At 34.6% G+C, this 21,848-nt stretch carries 16 protein-coding genes, 5 pseudogenes and 1 other annotated feature; of the genes and pseudogenes, 16 read left to right on the top strand and 5 right to left on the bottom strand.

The annotated features are described in order from the left end of the window. Positions 1-109 precede the first annotated feature (109 nt). The gene (locus BLP58_RS04055; protein WP_013854090.1) at positions 110-724 is read left to right on the top strand and encodes an IS607 family transposase; all 615 of its coding nucleotides are present in this window, start codon (positions 110-112) and stop codon (positions 722-724) included. Next, positions 721-2,004 (top strand): RNA-guided endonuclease InsQ/TnpB family protein, encoded by a 1,284-nt coding sequence (locus tag BLP58_RS04050; protein WP_013854089.1) that lies wholly within the window; start codon positions 721-723, stop codon positions 2,002-2,004. The genes BLP58_RS04055 and BLP58_RS04050 overlap by 4 nt, the downstream gene beginning before the upstream one ends. A gap of 187 nt (positions 2,005-2,191) precedes the next feature. Here BLP58_RS04050 and BLP58_RS04045 read toward each other — a convergent pair whose 3' ends face one another. Then, positions 2,192-2,560 carry a MetQ/NlpA family ABC transporter substrate-binding protein gene (locus tag BLP58_RS04045; protein ID WP_013854088.1) on the bottom strand — a complete coding sequence of 123 codons (369 nt, stop codon included), beginning with the start codon at positions 2,558-2,560 and terminating at the stop codon, positions 2,192-2,194. Between the two features lie 43 nt (positions 2,561-2,603). After that, positions 2,604-2,840, bottom strand: a binding site (T-box leader). Between the two features lie 155 nt (positions 2,841-2,995). Here BLP58_RS04045 and BLP58_RS04040 point away from each other — a divergent pair. Next, positions 2,996-3,241 (top strand): hypothetical protein, encoded by a 246-nt coding sequence (locus tag BLP58_RS04040; RefSeq protein ID WP_013854087.1) that lies wholly within the window; start codon positions 2,996-2,998, stop codon positions 3,239-3,241. Positions 3,242-3,288: 47 nt separating this feature from the next. On the opposite strand, the gene BLP58_RS04035 is transcribed toward BLP58_RS04040, so the two are convergent. After that, positions 3,289-4,119, bottom strand: coding sequence for an AraC family transcriptional regulator (locus BLP58_RS04035; protein WP_013854086.1), 831 nt, complete (start codon positions 4,117-4,119; stop codon positions 3,289-3,291). Positions 4,120-4,265: 146 nt separating this feature from the next. Between BLP58_RS04035 and BLP58_RS04030 the strand changes: the two are divergent. The 11 genes and pseudogenes from BLP58_RS04030 to BLP58_RS03980 all read left to right on the top strand — a co-directional run. Continuing rightward, positions 4,266-5,303, top strand: a pseudogene (locus tag BLP58_RS04030) (PTS transporter subunit EIIC); the annotation flags it as partial. A gap of 11 nt (positions 5,304-5,314) precedes the next feature. Next, positions 5,315-6,203, top strand: a pseudogene (locus BLP58_RS04025) (alpha-galactosidase). 132 nt (positions 6,204-6,335) lie between these two features. Then, positions 6,336-6,440, top strand: a pseudogene (locus BLP58_RS12730) (IS200/IS605 family transposase); the annotation flags it as partial. A gap of 231 nt (positions 6,441-6,671) precedes the next feature. Next, complete coding sequence (locus tag BLP58_RS04015) at positions 6,672-7,709, top strand: hypothetical protein (RefSeq protein ID WP_013854083.1); 1,038 nt, start codon at positions 6,672-6,674, stop codon at positions 7,707-7,709. A gap of 144 nt (positions 7,710-7,853) precedes the next feature. Further along, a complete protein-coding gene (locus BLP58_RS04010; protein WP_013854082.1) occupies positions 7,854-8,747 on the top strand; it encodes a proline iminopeptidase-family hydrolase in 894 nt (297 codons plus the stop codon). A gap of 150 nt (positions 8,748-8,897) precedes the next feature. Further along, a pseudogene (locus tag BLP58_RS04005) lies at positions 8,898-9,805 on the top strand (restriction endonuclease). A 36-nt stretch (positions 9,806-9,841) separates the two neighbouring features. Further along, positions 9,842-10,627, top strand: a complete 786-nt coding sequence (locus BLP58_RS04000; protein ID WP_013854080.1) for a hypothetical protein — start codon at positions 9,842-9,844, stop codon at positions 10,625-10,627. Positions 10,628-10,794: 167 nt separating this feature from the next. After that, positions 10,795-12,429, top strand: a pseudogene (locus BLP58_RS03995) (type I restriction-modification system subunit M). Further along, complete coding sequence (locus BLP58_RS03990) at positions 12,422-13,030, top strand: restriction endonuclease subunit S (RefSeq protein ID WP_074484244.1); 609 nt, start codon at positions 12,422-12,424, stop codon at positions 13,028-13,030. The pseudogene BLP58_RS03995 and the gene BLP58_RS03990 overlap by 8 nt, the downstream one beginning before the upstream one ends. Continuing rightward, complete coding sequence (locus BLP58_RS03985) at positions 12,951-13,607, top strand: restriction endonuclease subunit S (RefSeq protein ID WP_176752294.1); 657 nt, start codon at positions 12,951-12,953, stop codon at positions 13,605-13,607. The genes BLP58_RS03990 and BLP58_RS03985 overlap by 80 nt, the downstream gene beginning before the upstream one ends. Positions 13,608-13,672: 65 nt before the next feature. Next, positions 13,673-14,605 carry a site-specific integrase gene (locus tag BLP58_RS03980; protein WP_025084335.1) on the top strand — a complete coding sequence of 311 codons (933 nt, stop codon included), beginning with the start codon at positions 13,673-13,675 and terminating at the stop codon, positions 14,603-14,605. Between the two features lie 29 nt (positions 14,606-14,634). On the opposite strand, the gene BLP58_RS03975 is transcribed toward BLP58_RS03980, so the two are convergent. Continuing rightward, on the bottom strand, positions 14,635-15,195 hold the full coding sequence (locus BLP58_RS03975; protein WP_256330657.1) for a restriction endonuclease subunit S: 561 nt from the start codon (positions 15,193-15,195) through the stop codon (positions 14,635-14,637). Between the two features lie 47 nt (positions 15,196-15,242). Then, positions 15,243-15,551 (bottom strand): restriction endonuclease subunit S, encoded by a 309-nt coding sequence (locus tag BLP58_RS03970; protein WP_238320836.1) that lies wholly within the window; start codon positions 15,549-15,551, stop codon positions 15,243-15,245. 238 nt (positions 15,552-15,789) lie between these two features. Here BLP58_RS03970 and BLP58_RS03965 point away from each other — a divergent pair, with 238 nt between their 5' ends. Together BLP58_RS03965 and BLP58_RS03960 are read left to right on the top strand one after the other, a co-directional pair. Further along, a complete protein-coding gene (locus BLP58_RS03965) occupies positions 15,790-18,834 on the top strand; it encodes a type I restriction endonuclease subunit R (RefSeq protein ID WP_013854076.1) in 3,045 nt (1,014 codons plus the stop codon). A gap of 11 nt (positions 18,835-18,845) precedes the next feature. Next, positions 18,846-20,618, top strand: a complete 1,773-nt coding sequence (locus BLP58_RS03960; protein ID WP_013854075.1) for a DUF262 domain-containing protein — start codon at positions 18,846-18,848, stop codon at positions 20,616-20,618. A gap of 292 nt (positions 20,619-20,910) precedes the next feature. On the opposite strand, the gene BLP58_RS03955 is transcribed toward BLP58_RS03960, so the two are convergent. Further along, positions 20,911-21,816 (bottom strand): peptidylprolyl isomerase PrsA, encoded by a 906-nt coding sequence (locus BLP58_RS03955; protein WP_013854074.1) that lies wholly within the window; start codon positions 21,814-21,816, stop codon positions 20,911-20,913. Positions 21,817-21,848 lie beyond the last annotated feature (32 nt).

Here is a 21,848-nt window from a genome sequence, read left to right as displayed (position 1 = left end):
AGGAGAAAGGAATGATTAACTATTATATAATGAAAAGCAGAAATAAGTAGAATAAGATAGAAGCATATGCTATAATCTTTCTCAAAGGCAATATGTGGAGGTGAAGATTATGGCTATGCTTAAACCTAGAGAGATGGCTGACCGTTTAGGAATTACAGTACGTACTTTGCAGGAATGGGATCGCAAGGGAATATTTCCAGCGCACCGCACGCCTACAAACAAGCGCTATTATACCGAGCAGGATTATTTAAGATACGTTAATGGCCAGTCTAGCTCAGAAGAAGACAAGCGCAAGATAGTCGGATATGCAAGAGTTTCTACTGCTAATCAGAAGGGTGATCTTAAGGATCAAGAAGACTTTATCCGCCAATATGCGAATGCAAAAGGCATTATTCTTGATGAAATGATTACCGATATTGGCAGTGGGCTTAACTACAAGCGCAAGAAATGGAATAGACTTCTTGATGAGGTAATGCAAGGCAAGATTAAGACAATCTACATTACCTATCAAGACCGTTTTATTCGCTTCGGCTATGACTGGTTTGAGAAGCTGTGCAATCAAAATGGCACTGAAATAGTAGTGCTGAACAACCAAGAAACCTCGCCTAATGATGAATTAGTGCAGGATGTTCTAAGCATTTTGCATGTATTCTCGTGCCGACTTTATGGTTTGCGTAAATATAAGCATAAGATTAGCGAGGATAAGGAGCTGAGCCAAAAATGATTGTGAAGACACGAATCTACCAGCTATACCCTAATCAGACCATGAAGCAGGTCTTAGACGATTGGTGCGACTATCGCAGATATTGTTGGAATCAAGCACTGGCTCTATGGCAAGACCTATATATGGCTCATACTATCTTGGATAAAGTGGTTGCCACGGTTTTTATTCCCAAGCAGGATAAAAAGACTAAAAAATGGAAAGCAATTCATCGGGATCAGCACCTGAATCCTAGTCCTAACTGGCGCTTAGTGCGCGACAGAATGATCGAGCAAAAAAACGACTGGCAATATGCCTACTCTGCCCGTACTTTACAATTGGCGGTTCAAGATTTAGGCAAAGCATGGGAAAGCTTCTTTAATCAGGCTCAGCCTGATTGGGGCAAGCCAAAGTTCCGTTCCAAGAGAAATCCACGGCAAGGCTTTAAAACCGATCGAGCCAAAATCAAAGACGGGCGACTTTGGCTTGAAATGCCTAGAGAAACGCCTTATAAGGATGACTGGACTGGCATCAAGCTTTCAGAAAAGCCGCTGCCAGGCAAAATTGGCGTAGTATCCATCGTTAGAATTAATGATAAATATTATGCCTGCGTGCCGTATAAGCTAGAAACACCTGTATCAAAGGCAAAAACGGGCAAAGAAGCAGGAATTGATGTCAATGTCGGCCACTTCAATTATCAGGATGGTCAGTGCTTGATTTTGCCTGATTCGCTAAAGCATCTTTATCTTAAAATTAAGTTTTACCAAAAGCGTTTAGCTAAAAAGCGGACAGTCAACGGCAGAATTAAAGGAACGCAAAGCAACAAATACTTGAAGACGAAAGCCAAGCTTCAAGCCTGCTACCAGCGTGCCACTAATATTCAGCGTGACTTGATGCATAAGTTTACTACGAAAATGGCTGATGAATATGACCAGATTGTAATTGAAAGCTTAGACGTTAAGGCAATGCTTATGAGTCATGTAGCTTCGAAGGGCATGCAAAGATCAATGTTCGGACTATTTAGGCAACTGCTGGCTTATAAATGCGCTTGGTACGGCAAAGAACTAATTTTAGCTGATCAGCACTATCCATCAACGCAAAGATGTGCGGTCTGTGGCACGGTCAAAAAAGGCGCTGACAAGATCACTTTAAAAGGCAATCAGAAGCATGGAACAAAGCACAATGAGTATATCTGCTACAATCCAGCTTGCCCTAATTACGGCAAAACGGTTGATCGTGACGTAAATGCCATGAAAAACCTTACGCTGTTGATCAGTCATCCCGAATTAAACAAAGCATTATAAAAAAATCCACGGTCAGGCTATGGCCGATAACGATGCCATCATAGCTGGTCAATGCGATTACTCCCTAGTTGGAATATCGGAATACCGGTGTTTGACGGTGGTGAATATAGAATGGAAAGGGAAAAATGTAAACCTTTGAGGCATGGAAAATACCGTTCTTTTATGTTCTTCCATGCTTTTCCACATTTTATATAGCAGCGATATAAGTTTGCCCAATCGGAGAAATGCCACCATGATTGGATTTATTCCATGCGTTTAGAAAGGCATAATGTTGAAAAGCATTCAGATCAACATCGCCTGATTTGAGTGCCTTGTCTGGTTGATCATAACCATCAAAGCTCACGGTTTTAACAGTGACATGATACTTTTGTTTTACTTTTTTAGCTACGTTTTTCCAGATAGCAATATCGGCTTTATTTGCTCCCACAATTCCTACCTTGATAACACGAGGTCCTTGGCTTTTTGGAGTATAAAAGAAGCTGAAATAACCCGCGATTAAAATAAATATAGCAAATAATGAAAGGATTAATGTGTTTTTGTACCGTCTTTTTCTCATCTTAAGCAACTCCTTTTAAAAAATAAAAAAGCACCCATCCTTAAAAAAGGACGAATGCTCGTGTTACCACCTTTATTTGCTATTTACTTATGCAAATAGCCTTACTAACTATCAATCAATAGTTTGCGTTGTTAACGAGCGCAACCCCGTCACTAGCTAAGTACCACTAGTGCAATCGATCTAAACCCATCTTCATTGAAGACTTTTTCTTGTTTTTCACCTAACAACAAGTCTCTGTCAAAAAAAGCAAATCAACTACTCTGTTTATCAAGATTTTTAATTATTGATGATAATTTATCACTTAATTTTAATGCTGGCAACATATAATTTAAATTTCTAATAAGGTATGCAAAATGAAGGGCTGATGCACTAAAGAAAGAGTACATTTGATTTATAATCAAATAAAGAAAAGTTTCTAGATGAGGTGTAGGATTCATGAAGCAATATATTAAAGATACTGTCATCAGTACTGTTATTTCAATGATCATTACAATGATTGTGAGTGCCATTGGCAAACAAATTAAAAATAGAAAAGATAAAATAGTGCATCCAAAAAGGAGAGAAGTTTCAAGCTCAGTACGAATTTACGAAGATGAAATTCCAGTAAAAGAACAATCTTCGGAAATTTCTGATCTTAAGGCCGACGCAATAAATCATGGTTATTGGCCGGTAAAATATTAGTGATGAAGTAAACGATCTGGTCAAAATGATATCAGATCGTTTTTATATTATTTTAAATACTTTTTCTTATATTGAGTAGGAGAGATACCATATTTCTTTTTAAAAAACCTAAAGAAACTTTGATAACTTAAGAATCCACACGATAATGCAACATATTCGACTGTATTGTTTTTTGACTTTAATAGTTCACTAGCCTTGGCTAAACGATAATTCGTTATGAATTCTTGCGGGTTAGTTTGACTGTGCTTTTTAAAAATACGAAATAAGTAGGAACGATCGATATTTAAATAGCCAACTAAGTCATGTACGCTGATTTGCTCTTCATAGTTGTTTGCAATATAACGTAGAGCACGATCATAGATATCCGTTGTCTGAAGCACTTTATTTTTCGTGCTTTCTTTTGGAAAGTGGAGCTGCAAAGCATGCAAGATACTAAACATCTTTGATTGATAATAAAAATCTCGTGGCCCAGTTTGCTGAGAATATTCAACGATATCAACCACATCTTGAAAAACAGTAGGCAAATCCTCTTGTCTAATAATCGGATTCTGGTAAGAAAGGTTAATTCGCTTCATATATTGCGGAACTAAATTGCCGATAAATCTTACCCAATAAAAGGTCCAGGGATCGACGGCATCTGCTTCCATATAGGTCGTTTTATGTGGCTGAATGTAAAAGATATCGCCTTTTTTTAAATGATATACTTTACCATTACTCTTAAAAATTCCGTGTCCACCTGTAACGCAGTGAATCATATAGCCGGATCGTCCCATTGGACCATAACTGTGGCAAGGATGTGGCTTTTCAAATCCACCCGATGAAACGTAAAACTGCGCGTTATAGTCTTGATTATTAAATCCCCAACGATAATATTTCATTTAATCACCTATGCAACATTTTAACATACATTATCAACAATCTAATATTGTGAAAGCGATTGCATCAAGATAAGATATAAACAGTTAAAGAAATAAAGACTATTTGAATGAATAGTTCAAATGGTTGATAGATAGGGGAAATTACTATGAGTAAAAACGAAGAGAAAGACTTTAAGCAAATAGCTGATGCAGTCGTTCCCGCTATTGGCGGTAAGGATAATGCAGTTGAAGCTTTTCATTGTGCAACTCGATTACGCATCAATTTAAAAGATCCAACTAAAGTTAATACAGATGGCTTAGCTGATTTGCCACTGGTAAAAGGCGTAAATTTGAATACAACTAGTAATCAACTTCAATTAATTATTGGGCCTGGATTAATTGACCGCGTTACTGCTTACTTTGTTAAATATACTGGTATCCCTGCGCAGTCTAATCAAGACGATACAGGTGATACTCCAGAAAAAGCTAATCAAGATACTAAAAAACGTAATTGGTTCCAAGAGTTCTTAGATGACTTAACCGGTGTGTTCACCGAAGTATTGCCAGCAATTTTAGCCGGTGGTATTTTAATCGGTTTAAACAATCTCTTAACTCAAAGAATCTTTGGACCAGAAGCTTTAACTAAGATGTTCCCAGGTATCTCTGGTATTAGTCAAATTATTGGCATTGGTGCCGGTGGAATTTTCGCAATGCTTCCATTAATCATTGCATATTCTGCTACTAAGCGTTATGGTGGTCGGCCAGTTTTAGGTTTAGCAATTGGTACGGTGATGATGTCACAATCATTGCCAGTAATGGCAGATGTTGCTACCCATGCGGCTAAGCCAATGATCGCCAATGTTTTTGGTTGGCACGTTTCCATGACTAGCTTTGGCGGTCAAATTATTGTCGCTTTGATCATGGGTTGGCTAGTTGCTAAGTTGGATAATTACTTCCAAAAGCATTTGCCAGGTGTCATTCAATTTGTTTTGGCTCCAATGCTCACAATTTTGATTTCATCATTGGCATTGTTCTTGGTTGTGGGACCAATTGGCGTAACTCTTTCAAACTGGATTACGACTGCACTTCTTTGGGTAGCTAACACTCTTGGCGTATTTGGTTATGCAGCATTCTCAGGCGTACAGCAATTGATCGTAATTACCGGTTTGCATAATATGTTTGGTGCGGTTGAAACGCAATTGATCGAATTGAAAACATGCAGAGTGCTGTACTTGATTTGCCTGATGCTGATTATGATTTTTTGCAGCTATCGGGTGCTTGGATTAAGGAGCGTCATCTTCGCAGACGTCCTCTAGAGCAGGGGATTACCAAGGTGGAATCATTGCGTGGTGCAACAAGTCACCAAGCTAATCCTTTTGTTGCTTTGATTGATAAGAATATTACCAATCAACAAGGCGAGATCTTCGCAAGTAATTTAATATATTCTGGCAATTTTGTCAGTCAGGTTCAAGTAGATGAGTGGCATACTAGTCGCTTAATGACAGGAATTAACCCGCAATTTTTCAGTTGGCAGTTAGATAGTGGGGCTACTTTTTCAGCACCAGAAGCAGTACTGTTTTATACCAATGCTGGCTATAATGGCTTAATGACTGAAACGCATACTTTTGTTAAAAAGCATATAATAGCTCCTAAGTGGTTGCATCAAAAACGTCCAATTGTCATTAATAATTGGGAAGCAACGTATTTTGACTTTGATGAGGAAAAATTGCTTAAGTTAGCTCATGAGGCTAAAGATGTTGGTATCGAGTGCTTCGTCTTGGATGATGGCTGGTTTGGTCAACGTGATAATGATCATAGCTCCTTGGGTAATTGGAGTATTAATCAAAAAAAATTTTCCAATGGGTTAGGACATTTCAGCGATAAAATCCATCAGCTGGGGATGCAATTTGGCCTATGGTTTGAACCTGAGATGGTTTCACCAGATGCACCAACATCCTGAGTGGGTGGTTCGGCATCCTTATCAGCGAGCTTCTATTGGACGCAATCAGTATGTTCTAGATTTCGCTAATCCGGAAGTAGTTGATAATATTTTTGCACAAATGAGTGCCGTGCTTGATCAAGCGAAAATTGATTTTATGCAATGAGAACAAACAGTTAGGAGAAAGAACAAAGAATACCTCCCCATCTATTGATGAGGTGATGAATTTGGTCTTTCTCCTGCTTTTTTGCTTAAATTTATCTCTTTAATGGTATAATTAAATTTGCTAAAATTTGATATGTATCAAGGAGCTAAGTTAATATTAATGGTTAAAGAATATCATACTTCTTCAAGTGTTTCAGTTTTGATCTATCACCTAGTTTGGGTAACCAAATATCGCAATCACTGCAAGGCTATCTTCGGTTATAGCAAGAAGAGCAATAAATTCTTAGTTCACGATCCGCTTTACCAAGCCAACAAATTCTACAGAGGTGGCGGCGGTAGAAACGCTTATGACTTGGGCCCTATTTCTTGGGTAAAAGCCAGCCACATTAATAGAGAATTTGCTTACCGCGGCGGCAATAATGCTTTGACGACTGATTAGGATAGTTTGAATGAAGAAGTAGATTAGAAAATGAATTTAAAAAAGGGTAGTAAATTTGCATTAATTTTACTAGCAGGTTTAGCTCTAGCAGGATGTTCTAATAATCAAAATAGTAAAACAGTAACTCATAAAGCATCTAAAATCTCAGCTGGCTTAGTTGAACACAAGAACAAGCCGACTAAGCTCGGACATTTAAAAGCTAATGACCTAAGTCCACAAAAGACAGTTGCTGTAATCACTGCTTATGCTGGAAAGAAGTATTCAGATGATTGGGGTACCTCCCTAAAGAAAGCTCAAACTAATGGGTTACGGGTAAATTTAGAGAATCAATCAGATTTTTCTTACATGAAAAATGGTAGTGGCGTAGCCTATCTAGTTAGTGATGGTAATGGTTATACATTAAAGCAAGTTAATGGTGAAAACATATACTATCTTTATGATAAAGAGGAAGAATTGACTTCTGTTACTATGGGACAGATGATCAATTACTTGAATAAGTCAGATTCTGATGAGCTTGTTAATGATCTTGCTAAAAATGCCAAAATAGTTAATCAACGTACAGAATCAAGCGATAGTACTAATGATAAAACTAGCCATAAAACTAATATTCCAGCTGACGGTGGCTTATTTAATATACCAGCTCAATATCAAGGTACCTGGTATACTTATCCAGCCGACGATAATAAATTAGATGTTACTAAGATCACTCAGCATCAAATTATGTATGGAAATGACGTAACAGAACTGCATAAAATTAATGACAATACCGATGATGATTATATTGAAAAATATGCGAAATCTAAGTCTTATCTAAAGGCTACGAAAAATTGGGGAAGAGTTAGCTTTTGGAATCGCCGTGGTATTAAATATATGAATGTCATGGGCTGGATGCAAGGTGCTGGCGATGGCGTTTTCTATGGTATTCATACTGAAAACGAGCAACCTGTATTGGTAGTCGCTTATGGTGCCGGTCTTTGGACTAACTGTGTTGCTTGGAAAACTCCGCAACTTGCTCAGCAATATAAGCATAAGAAGTTTAAAGATTTGGTTTACCAAGATGATGAATAAGTAATTTTGAGTTAGATGAAGCATTCCGCTTAGGGATGCTTTTTTGTTTAATGCTATTTTTGATTTTGAAGAACCTCGTAGATCAAAAGTTGTTTAAATATGTGTTAATATAAGCATGTAAGGCTAAACACAGGAGGCTTAATAATGTCCGGAGAAACTAAAATTGTTACATTGCAAGATAATTATCATGTATGGACCAGACGGGAAGGCGAGGGACCAATTAAAATCCTGTTACTCCATGGTGGCCCAGGAATGACTCATGAATATTTAGAGCCATTTTCTGATTATATTAAAAATCATCCTGAAATTGAAATCATTTATTATGATCAGTTAGGATCATATTTTTCAGATCAGCCTAATGATCCTACTTTATGGAATATTCCAAGATTCATAGATGAGATAGAAGAAGTACGTAAAGCATGGCATCTTGAACAATTCTACTTATATGGTCAATCGTTTGGTGGGCTGTTTGCTCTAGAGTATGCGGCCTCTCAATATGGTAAGCATGCTAAAGCTGTTATTGATTCTAATATGGTTGATAGTTACCAGGATTATGCAAAATATATTAACAAATATCGTGAGACGATGGACTCTGATGATGTAGCATACATGAAGAAGATAGAAGCTACAGGTGATTATGAAGATTCACACTATAATGAATTGTTGCAGAAACTATATAATCGTTGTATTTGTCGAATTCATCCTTGGCCAGATGCAGTACAACGTACTTTTGATCATTTGAATGAACAAGTTTATGTTACTTTACAAGGACCAACCGAATTTAATATAACTGGTTTATGTAGGAACTGGACTATTCGAGATCGGCTAAAGAAAATTACTGTACCTACTTTAGTTTTAGGCGCAAAGTATGACAGTATGAATCCTGAAGAAATTAAAGCTGTTGCTAAACGATTGCCTAATGGTGAATCGCATATTTGTCCTAATGGCAGTCACTTCTCAATTTTTGATGATCAAAAAGATTACTTTAATGCAATTACGAAGTTTATTGAAAAAGTTGAGGATAGAGAACTAGATTAAAAGGAGACATATCTTAATCTGATAGTGATACAATATAATTAGGATGAAATGTTATGTTGTCCATAATGTTGGATTATGTCTGATAAGGACGGCCAAATGACCGTCTTTTGTTTTGAATGTAATTATAAAAATTTTCGGGAGAATTTTAGTATGGCTAAATATAAAAGACGGAGCGTTGAAAAAGCAATTATAATGGCATTAAGAGATTTAGGTGGTTCAGCTTCAAGAAAAAAATCCGTCGTACTATAGCTGAGAATGAATATGATGGGTTAACTTATGAGGGAGTATATTACACTAAACACACCAGAAATGGAAAATATTCTCCATTTTTGTTCGATTTTAATTTTGGCTTAAAAAATCTTCAATCCGTTGGTTACGTAGAAGAATTAAAGCGTAATCAAGATGTTACTTTAACGGATCTTGGTAGATCTGTAGATTTAACTAATTACCCAACGGAAGAACAACAAAAGGCAATAGCAGCTTATTGGAATAAAAAGAATGCATTACGTGCAGAAAGAAATAAGGCGAAAAAAGTAGCTGATGAAGGTAAAGAAGAGGCAGTTGATTCAGATGATGAGCAAGACTCTGCGGATAATGATTGGAAGACTCAACTTTTAGATCAAATTAAAAAGTTCTCACCAGCTAAATTTGAAAGCTTTTCTCGTTTGTTAATTTCTAAAATGGGTGTGTCGATCGATAAGATAAAGGGTGTTCAATTATCTGGGGACCATGGTATCGACGGATTTGGCTATTTTAGATCAGATGAATTTAGAACTAGTCGAGTTGCAATTCAATGTAAGAGGTACACTTCTGGTACAGTTGGAGAGTCTGAGATTCGTGATTTTAAAGGCACAATGGACAGCTTTAATGCTGAATATGGTATTTTTGTGACTACCAGTTATTACACAGATACTGCTAAAGAGATTGCGGCTCAGGGCAATAGAACAGTTACGTTAATTGATGGACAGGAACTAACGGATCTAGTTGAAAAGTACCAGTTGCACATTAAGCCTGTTACTACTTATGCTCTTGATGATTATTATTTTGAGAAGGATTAGAAAATATAAGTTTTCTTGTAAATAGACTAAACACAAATGAAGCTAACAACACAGATTTCCAAATTTGCTCAACAAGCCAAGTTTTTACCAAAAGTCAAGATTATTGGGAGTAAGGACTTTGTAGTTAAATCACTTAGTAGGGATGCATTTATCACAAAAGATGAAGAAACGATTAGTCCTAGTGAAGTAGGGACAATAGTTGATTATCTTACTCGATATGTTGTGCTTGCAGATGAACATGCCTTTGATGTTGCAAATATTAAAGCAAGGGAAGATTTTCAAAGCCATGTAGCTTCGATTAATCAGGTGAAGAAACTGTTTGCTGAAGAAAACAAACTGGCAAAAATGGTTGTTAATTTATCCGATATTGAAGATTTACCAGATGATGCAATTATATTAGCAACTGATATTTGTGCTTGGGAAGTTGCTTATCGCAGTGGTAAATATATTGCACCGAAAGAATATCCTGATAAGCTGACGATTAATCATATTAGGACGATGATCAATAGAGTCGAACAATTCTTTGAAGAATATGGCTGGCCAACCAAAGACGCGTTTACTGCATATACGAAGAATGGTTGCTTAGTAGGAGATGGTGATTATCTCCTAAGTAGCACTTTAGTTGATTTGAAGGTGTCAACTTCACAAAAGATGCAGATGTACTGGGTAAGACAGCTTCTATTGTATTATGCGTTAGGCTTTTATAATCATGTTAATGATGAGCAGATTGATCGGCTGATGATTTTTAATGCTAGGAACAACGGTGTATATTATGTCGACATTTCTAGCATTGATAAATCAGTAATTGGGTTTGTTTATTAGACGGCAGAAAATTATAGTAAAGTTATTGAAATGAAGATAAAGCAGATTTTAGGGATTTAATAGGATAAATACACTCAATGACGAGTGTATTTATTTTTTTGCGAATTGTTTGTTAAAATATTGAATGAATAAACGTTGGTTAACAACGAAAATTAGAAGGATTTGAAATGACAGAAATTAAGACGAAAAAAGAACTTGAAACAGCACTATATAGTGCGGCAGATGCTCTGCGCGGAAAGATGGACGCTAATGAATATAAGAACTATTTATTAGGAATTGTCTTTTACAAATATCTTTCGGATAAGATGTTGTACTATGTAGGAGAATTAATTGGTGATCCTAATGCAAATTTAGAAGAAAATCAAAAATTATATGAAGATAATTATGATGATAAAGAACTTCAAAAGGAATTAAAGCGAACTTTTACGTATTCAATTGGTAGGTATCATACGTTTACGTATATATTGAATGAAATAAATTGAACTGCTAGAAAAGATAATAAAATTAATACTTTTCAGATTTCTGATTTGGCTGATGCTTTTAATGATATTGAGAGTACTAGTGATAATTTTCGAGGACTATTTGATGATGTTGATCTTTATTCACGTGTATTGGGTGATAATGCTCAACAACAAGCAGATACTATTGCAAATGTAATGAAAGCAATAGGAAATTTAGAAATTGTGAAAACTAGTAGTGATACTTTAGGCGATGCATATGAATATCTGATTAGACAGTTTGCATCTGAAACTGGAAAAAAATCAGGTGAATTTTATACCCCACAAAAAGTTTCCGAATTATTAACGAAACTTTCTTTATTAGGCAAAGAATATCCAGATGGCTTAGTTGTATATGATCCAGCAATGGGATCAGGCTCTCTATTATTGAACTTTGGCAAGTTTATCAAAAATTTTGGTGGTAAACCGGAACAGGTTATTTATTTTGGACAAGAAATTAATTTCTCAACTCATAGATTAGCCAAGATGAATATGATTCTTCATGGCGTAGATTTTGGAAATCAGCATTTACGTCGAGGTAATACTTTAAGTGCCGATTGGCCACCTATTTCTCGAACTATGTTTGATGCGGTAGTTATGAACCCACCATATTCACTTAAATGGCCTGCAAATAAAGGATTTTTGCAAGATCCAAGATTTAGTCCTTACGGTGTATTACCACCTAAATCTAAGGCCGATTATGCATTCTTACTTCATGGATTTTATCATTTGAAGAATACCGGTACTATGGCAATTGTTCTTCCTCATGGCGTTCTATTCCGTGGTGCCGCGGAAGGAAAGATTCGTAAAAAGTTACTTGAAGATGGTTCAATTGATGCTGTAATCGGGCTTCCAGCTAATTTGTTTTACAACACTAGTATTCCTACAGTAATTCTTGTATTAAAGAAGGACAAGGAAGACAGAAGTGTGATGTTTATTGATGCATCCAAGGGTTTTGAAAAGAAAAAGAATCAGAATGAATTAAGAGAGGAAGACATTCAGAAGATTCTTGAAACTTATGAAAAGCGTGAGGAAGTTAAACGTTATGCTCATTTAGCTAAATATGATGAAATCGAAGAAAATGATTTCAATTTAAATATTCCTCGTTACGTTGATACATTTGTTCCTGAGCCTCCAGTTGATTTGAAAAAAGTTGCTTCTGATTTGCATGAAACAAATGTAGAAATTGAAAAGAATCAGAAAGAATTAGTAGGAATGCTGAAGGAATTAACTTCAGATGATCAGGATGTAATGAGTGGATTAGATGCAATTATCAAGGAACTAGAAGGAGAGTTACATGACTGATTGGAAGCAAAGAAAAGCACCAGTACTACGTTTTAAAGGCTTCACTGACGTTTGGGAGCAAAGAAAGCTGGGTGAAGTAGCACAAATAGTACGTGGAGCTTCACCGCGACCTATAAATAATCCTAAATGGTTTGATTCCGAATCAAATATTGGGTGGTTAAGAATATCTGATGTCACTTCTCAAAAGGGAAAAATTTATCATTTAGAACAACATATTTCGAAGTTAGGACAACAAAAAACTAGAGTAGTAACAACACCGCATTTACTTTTAAGCATAGCAGCATCTGTAGGCTATCCAGTAATTAACTATGTACCAACCGGTGTTCATGACGGCTTTATTATTTTTGAGAATTTAAAGCTTAATATTGATTTTGGGTTCTTTTGGTTACAAAATTTTAGACCGATTTGGAAAAAATATGGTCAACCAGGAAGTCAAGTAAACTTAAATCGTTCTATTGTCTCTAATACAAAAATTTGCTTTCCGTCAAACATAGAACAAAGGAAGGAAGATCGTAGATCTTTTGAATCAAATCACAAAATTACAATTTCTTCAGCAACGAAAAATCAAAATTCTATCAAAGATAGAGAAAACTTTGCTTAATAGTCTTATCAACTTTCAAACTAAAGATAAAATAAAATTATCTGAATTAATAAGTATTTCAAAATGCTCAATAGACCCTCAAAACACTCCTAAAACATTATATATGGAGTACAGTATGCCAGCTTATGATTCTAATAAAAAACCGAATAAAGTATATGGTGTAGCTATGCATAGCACTCGACTGAAAATTAATGAGCCTGTAATTCTTTTTAATAAATTGAATGTTAGAAAAAAGCGTATTTGGAATATTAAAAAAGTTCCGCAAAATTCAGTTAGCTCAGCTGAATTTATACCCCTGAAAGCTCAAACAATCTATCAAGATTATCTATATTACGCGCTTAACACAGATTATGTACTTTATAAAGCAATTTCATTATCAACAGGCTCTTCAAATAGTCAAAAAAGAATTGTACCTAAGGATTTATTAACAATGAAAATACCTGTTCCTAACATTCAACAACAAAAAAATATTGCATCATTGCTTGATAGATATGATTCAGAAATAAAAAATTATAAAAAAAAGGTAGTTTTCTTAGTTAAACTAAAAAAATTTTTACTTCAAAATATTTTTATCTAATCTTGCATAAATGATAAACCTTCTTAAACAATAATTTTAGTGACTAAATTTAAGGAGGTTTTTATATGTCACAGAAGTATAGTAAGAAGTTGTTTTACAAGTATTACCTGGAATGGATTCACTTGTACAAAGATAATGCAGTGCGTCCAGTAACGCTGAATAAATATTATCTAGTACAACGTAAGCTGAAAGAATTAGCACCAGACTTGCACATGAACGAGTTAAATCGTCGAAATTATCAAGGGATCTTGAACAAATATGCTCAAGATCATGAGAAAACTACGACACTAGACTTTCATCATCATTTGAAAGCAAGTTTATTCGACGCAGTTGACGATGGCCTGTTAAAGACAGATCCGACTAGAAGGGCAATTATCAAAGGATGCGATCCTAGTGACAAGAAGTTGAAATTTTTAAATTTGTATGAATTACAGACTTTGCTAAGATCATTAAATCTAGGTCAGGATCTAAACTGGGATTGGTTCTTTTTATTAATAGCAAAAACAGGTCTCAGATTTGCAGAAGCCTTAGCATTGACTCCAGAAGATTTTGACTTTGAAAAGCAAAGTTTAAATATCAATAAATCTTGGAATTACAAAGAAAAAATTGGTAACTTTCAACCTACCAAGAATCCATCATCTAATAGATTGGTTATGGTTGATTGGCAATTGATGCAGCAATTCCAGAACTTGATTAATCAAAAGAAAGCTAAAAAGCCTATTTTCTTCGAGGAAGATCAACGAGTTTATAATTCTACTCTTAATCAGAAGTTAGGCAAATATTGTAAAGAACTTGATATACCTCAGATATCAATTCATGGCTTAAGACACACTCATGCATCCTTGTTACTTTATGAAGGTGTATCAATTGCAAGTGTGGCAAAAAGATTGGGACATAGTAATACCACAACTACTCAGGAGACGTATATTCATATTATCAAGGAACTTGAAAACAAAGATAATGACAAAATTCTGCATCATTTATCTCAGTTAAGATAGAGTAAAAGGCATCACCTTTGATGCCTTTTTTATATGAACATGTTTTGGAGTAGAAATTCTTTAGTTTGTTGTAATTCTTTTACTTTCTGCTGCTGAAGAGAAATACTTTGATCTATTATAGCTAATATCTTTCCAATATTGTACTGTTCCCGTTTATTTGGTAAAAAAATCTTTTTATTTTCCATATCATTTTTAGTAATATGAACCATAGTCGAGCCATTTACATTTGCTATAAGTTTATTTTTATCATTTTCTAGTACTTGCATTAAAAAATTTTTATCAATAAATTGTGAAGGTTGAATTTTCCAAATATGGTAATGATAAATAACTTTTTCTCCATTCCAGATGTGTGGACCAAAACTTGCTGACCAAGTATATATTAGGTCTCCTTTGTTAATATAATATTTATTGTCTAGCTCCAAATTAGAATAATACCATGAATTATTGGTATAAAAATTTCCTACACGAAGGACTTTATACTTTCCATTTTCTAGTAATTCATTTTGTCTAAAAGCTCTTCCGTTAAAAAAAATTGCTACATCTCCCAACTTACGCTGCTCCCAAGCATTTAAGAATCCTTTAAATCTCACTTTAGGAAAGCTTTTACAAGTAAATAAATTCTGAAGCATAGCCCTTTTCAATAGTTTGATTTTTTTAATTTTCGTTGCTGAAGGAATTTAGCGTGATCAATTAGTTTAATAATTTGTCCTATTTTATTTTGTTCATTGTATGAAGTAGTATTTACTTTGATATTATTTATTGTTGTTTTAGATAAACTAGGTAAACCAGTTGATTCATCATATTTTTTCCATTCTATTTTTTGAAATACAGAATAAAGAAAATATATGTCATAACTATTTTTAGGGACATTCCAAAACAGTGTATCTACAGTCCAAAATGGTGCTTTTAAGTAACTGAGGGTGATCAATGGTTCCTTTTCTTCCAATTCCAATAGCATCTTTTTTACTTAATGTTTTATCAACTGATAACATGTACCCCCCGGTACCATAAACTGGTATGTTTCCCCGGTTAAGAGATTTATAGTCTTTACCAGAATTTACAGTTAAGCAGTCTCCCAATTTATGTTGCTCCCAAACGAAAAAACACGAAAAATTTCCCACAAACTAATCGTAAAATGAGATAATTATCAATATAAGTACACAAATATAAGGAGTATCGAATTCGTGGAACAAGAAGCAGTAATTGAAGAAAAATTAATTAATCAACTTACACGTAAAGATTCAAAGTGGACACTTCGTGAAGATTTAAAAAACGAAGATGATCTTTGGGATAACCTCTTTAAAATTTTGTCACGAAGTAATAAGGATGTTCTGAAGGATGTCCCACTGACTGATAATGAAAAAGCAGTAATCAAGTCAAAAATTATTCAGCCAACTTTTTACAAAGCAGCAGAATGGTTAGCTGGCGTTAATGGACAGATTAGACTAGCAATTCAACGAGATAATACTAAGTTAGGTACTGCAGACTTTTTAGTAATTAATAATAATGATATTGCTGGTGGTAACTCAACGTATGAAGTTGTTCATCAAATTCAATTCCATAAGCGTAGAGAAATTGACCGTAATCGTCGTGGGGATGTTACTCTTTTAATCAATGGCTTGCCAATGATTCATATCGAATTGAAGAATAGGGCACATTCACCTAAGGAAGCATTTAATCAAATCCAAAAATATATTGATGAGCAGATGTTCAATGGGATTTTTTCAACGATTCAAATGTTTGTTGTTTCTAATGGAAGCTACACTCAATATATTGCGGCAGGTCAGCAATTAAGAGAAAAGTTCTTAACTACTTGGGTAGATAAGAATAATAAGCCAGTTCAGAATTACTTAGATTTTGCTAGAGAAGTATTGTCTATTCCAGCAGCTCATCATATGGTGGCTGATTACATTGTCTTAGATAGCATTCAACATAGTATCATTGTGCTTCGTCCCTATCAGATTCACGCTATTCAGGCAATTGAACGTGCTTCGTTAGGAATAAAAATAATAGATGGTAAAGAAAAAAGAGAGGAACCATATTCTGGTTTTGTTTGGCATACTACAGGTTCAGGTAAGACGTTAACTTCGTATAAAGTTGCTCATAATTTACTTAAGATTCCATCAATTGAAAAAACGGTTTTCTTAATTGATCGTAATGATCTTGATACTCAGACTTCGCAAGCCTTTGAAACTTATGCTCAGAATGATTCAATTGAAGTTGAAAGTACGGAAAACAGTTATGTCTTAGCTAGAAAACTAACATCATCAGACAAGAAAGTAGTTGTTACTACTCGTCAAAAGATGCAAGCTTTATTCAAACGAATCAAGCAAGATCAAGAGCAAAAGCGTTTATATAAGAAATTAAAGAATGTAAAACTAGCTTTCATCGTTGATGAATGTCACCGAGCAGTTTCCCCAGATCAGAAGAATGAAATTGATGCTTTCTTTGCTAAACATCCTTTGTGGTATGGTTTTACTGGTACCCCAATATTTGATGAAAATGCTAGAGAAGCTAAGGGGAGGAATGCTCGTACTACGGAACAGCAGTACGGTAAATGCTTACATAAATATACAATTAAAGATGCCATTAGAGATAAGGCTGTCTTGGGCTTCCAAGTTGAAGAAGAAGGAAGTAATTCTGTCAATACGGATGAATCTGATATAGATGCAAGAAAGAAGGAATATTTATCTCTTTCTCATATGAAAGCTGTGGTCAAGCGAGTTATCGAAAACTCTTATCGTAAGCTAGGTATCTACAACAAGAACAGTCGTGGTTACTCCTATGATGCAATTTTTACAACTAGTTCTATTAAGCAAGCTCAGAAGTATTACCGTATTTTTAGGGATGTGATTAATGGAACTGATCCAGATATTCAGATTCCTTCATATATTAAAAAGGTGTTACCTGATTTTCCTAAAGTAGCGATTACTTATTCAGTTGGTGAAAATGGCGATGGAGATGAAGCTAATCAAAAAGAAATGAAACGATCCATTGAAGATTATAATAATATGTTTGATACACATTATTCAATGGAGGAATTAGCTGCTTACAATACTAATGTCAATGATCGTCTTGCTCGCAAAAAAGCTGAATTTAAGCCGAGAGTACAACAATTAGATATTGTGATCGTAGTTGATCGTTTACTAACCGGCTTTGATGCACCATGTTTGTCCACTTTATTTATTGATCGACCACCGATGTCATACAAGGACTTGATTCAAGCATTCTCTAGAACTAATCGAATTTTCGATAAGGATAAAAAATATGGTCAAGTAGTGACGTATCAGTATCCTAAGAAATTTGAAGCTGATATCAATGCTGCCATAGCGCTTTACACAGAAGGCGGAAGTAGTGAGATTCTAGCTCCAACTTGGGATGAATCAATTATTAAATTTAAAAAGGCTGAAAAACAAATTATTAAATATGATAATCATCAAGGTATACCAATTGCGGAGGCACCATTAGAGCAACAAAAGCGCTTTTTGAAAGAATATCAAGAATTTGATAAAAGCTTAGGTGCAATTAAGACTTATAACGAGTTTAGTGATATTGATCTTGAAAAAGATTATGGCTTGAACACTTCGTTTATCGAAGACACGCGTGCTACCTATGAAGTAGTGAAAGAGCAAGTTAGGGAAGCAACTGGTGGTAATGATGGAGATGGACAGGATGCAGATGATCAATTTGATCCAGAATATGAATTAGAAAATACTGGAAGACAGGAAATTAATTACGCTTATATTGTTCAATTGATTCAGGCTTATATTCCTTCAGATACTGAGATAGGAACTCAGAGAACTGAAGCTGAAGTTAAAGAAATTGATGACTATATCAAGAATCTAAGTGAAAATAATAAAGCATTGGCTGATATCATGCAAAATCTTTGGTTTGAAATTAAGTTTGATCCTGAAAAATTTAGAAACAAACAGGTCAATGAGCTTCTACAAGGGATGATTGATGATGCAAGGGAGGACTTAATTAAGAACTTTGCTAATGATAATGGATTAAATATTGATGACTTAAAGTTTGTAATTCGTCATTATGATCCGAATGAAGATAGACAGCAAACAGGGATTAATACTTTGCTATCATTTAGTGTGTTTAAGAACTTCCGGCAGTTGCATCCAGATACTGAGCTGAATATGTTGCAATGGAAAAAGAACGTTCGTGAAGGGCTCAAAAAGTTTTATGAAGATGAGATTTCTCCTTTAGATGAGCAAGAATAGGAAGAAAAATTATGACAGATAAACGTTATAGTGTTGATCATGCAAATATTGGGAACATATTAGGTTGGATTCGAAGTGGAGAAATTGGCTTACCTGAAATGCAACGTCCTTTTGTCTGGAAGCTGAAGCAAGTCAGAGATTTAATTGATTCGCTTTATCGAGGATATCCAATTGGATTTATTGTAACTTGGCAGAATCCAGATGCAGATTTAAAATTTGGAGGAAAAGGGCAAAATAAAGAGATTATTATTGATGGTCAGCAGAGAATTACTGCTTTAAGTGCAGCTCTTGAAGGCAATCAAGTTGTTGATGATAAGTATTCAAAAAAACGTATTTACATTGCCTTTAATCCAACAACTGAAGAATTTGCAACCAAAAGTGCAGCAATTGCGAAAGATCCTAAATGGATTTCTGATATTTCAATTTTTAATCAAAAAGATTTTAGTTCATATCATTACGTTGGAGAAAATAGTGAAAGATTAGGAGTCGCTGAAGATCAGCTAGATGAAATAATTCAAAAATTAAAATCGATCTCGCAATGTGAAATTGGAGTTATCAAATTAGATAGCACATTACCAATTAATCAAGTAACAGATATTTTCAATCGAATTAATCAAAATGGTACAAGATTGTCATCAGCTGATTTTGCTATGTCCCGATTATCATCTGATACAGCTCATCATGGCAATGAACTTAGAAAAGAAATTGAATACTTCATTCAAATCTTTGGTAATAGTGCATTAGCAGACAACATTAAAAAAATGGATCCAACATTTGCAAATTCTGATTACTATCAGCATATTGCATGGGCTGAGAAGAAAAACGTAAGGATTTTTCAACCTGATTTTGGTGACTTGCTTCATATTTTCTTAGGAATTGGTTTTTTACGTGGCCGACTTTCACAGTTAGTCAGTTTAGTATCAGGGCGTGATTTTGAAAAACAAACTTATACTGAAGAAGCAATGGCAGAATCATATGAAAAGTTTGATAAAGCGGTTCAATATGCATTGAATGAAAGTAACTTTAGTCGCTATATTCTCTTACTTGAAAGTTTGGGTATTATTGATAGGAGTTTCGCTAAGTTACCAGATTCGTATACTAATTTTGGTTATATTCTGTATTTGTTTTTGAAGAAGAATACCAATTTTAGTAATGATGAGATTGAAAAATTTATAAAACAATGGATCTTGATGACAGCTTTAACTAAACGATATGGATCAAGTCCAGAGACTGGGTTTGATAAGGATCTACGATTAATATCGGAAAATAACGAAAAGAATCATTTGGTAGAATTCTTTAAAGAAACAATTGCTCAAAATTTAACAGAAGAATTTTGGACCTTGACCTTGCCTGAGAATTTAGTTGCCCAGACAACACAATTAACTAATTGGCGAATTTTTCAAATGTCACAAATTCATGCTAAAGCCCATGCTTGGCTTGAAAAAGATAAGTTTACTGTAGATACAATTAAGGAACAGGGGAATATACATCATATTTTTCCAAAAGCTTATTTACGTAAAAATGGGTTTAAACAAAGTGAATATAACCAAGTAGCTAATTATGTTTGGATAACGCAACCGAGAAATTTACAAATAGGTGATCGTGCTCCTAAAGATTATATGGAAGATGTTGAAGCTACTAAATACTATTCCGTTGAAAATGATCAAGCAAATGCGATTCCTGCGGATTTGAATAAGTTTGATTTTCATCAATACAATCAATTTCTAATTGAGCGGCGTAATTTAATGGCACGGAATATTAGAAGACTATTTGAAAGTTTATAAGTTGTAAAAGTTAAATAATTTTTGATGAAATAATGATAATTATGTAAAGCTGAAAAGGCGCCCTGACAGCAGGAGGTGATAAAAATGACCAACGAATATTGTCACAATGGCATGAAGTGTCAAAAAGGATGTCCTTGTGCTGGGAAAGATGGCATCTGCCATTGCCCAATGGTTAATGATAAGCAATGTGCTTGTCAAAGTCACTGCAGGGAACAAGAAAAATAAGTAGACACTAAGTAAAAATTAGCAATCAAAAAGGCCTAATACCGTAATTGGTACTAGGTCTTTTATGTTAATTTATTGCGGATTTAGTTGATCCTTTGTATTGATCAAGTGCGGATTCTAGATCTTTATCTTTGATTTGAACCTTCTGATCTTTAAGCGTCTGGCTAATGACGTTTTTCATAACAGTTGAGTTGGCAGCCCATTTGTCATAAAGGTTATTGATTAAATCTTGTTTGTTTTCTTCGAAGTTCCCTTTAGCTGGATGTTTAATCATCTTAATGATTTCATACCCGTTAGTAGTTTTAACTGGAGTAGTTGTATATTCACCATTTTTTAATTTATAAGCAGTGTCTTTGAAACTAGAATCTAGTTGTTTATTGTCCTTATTGAATGCTGCAATTTTTCCGCCATTGCTACTAGAAGAGCTGTCGACTGAATACTTTTGGGCTAAACTTGCAAAGCTTGTGCCATTGTTTAACTTTTGAATTACCGTGTTGGCTGTATTTTTATCAGTAGTTAGAATATGTTGAACAGTAACAGAAGGTGAATAGGTCTTCCATTCTTTTTTTAATTGTTTATCAGTTGGTTTGATTTGTGCTTTTAAGGCAATCTTACTAAGAAGATTGATTTTGATCATTCTTCTAAATGAAGTAGTGGTGTAACCATTCTGCGACAAAAAAGATGCGAATTGATCACCATAACGTTCTTTGTAATTATTATATTCTTGATTAACTGCTTTAGAACTGAGTTTCTTTCCATATTGTTCATTCAAAGCATCATAGATTAATAAATTAGCTAGAATCGTCTTACTACTAGGAGAAGTTTTAATTGCTTTGTAAAATTCTTCTTGGGTAACTTTTTTATTCTTTCCATATTGGGCAACTTCAGTATTATTTGATTTTGAGCAGCCGGTAAGGCTTAAGGCAAGTAAGAAAGCTGAAGAAGTCAAAAAAACTTTTACTGGTTGGTTCATAAATTTACCTCCAAATCAACATGGTATTAATG

It is taken from the genome of Lactobacillus kefiranofaciens, assembly GCF_900103655.1.
GTDB classification, from domain to species: domain Bacteria; phylum Bacillota; class Bacilli; order Lactobacillales; family Lactobacillaceae; genus Lactobacillus; species Lactobacillus kefiranofaciens.
This window is presented reverse-complemented; position numbering and strand designations above follow the sequence as displayed.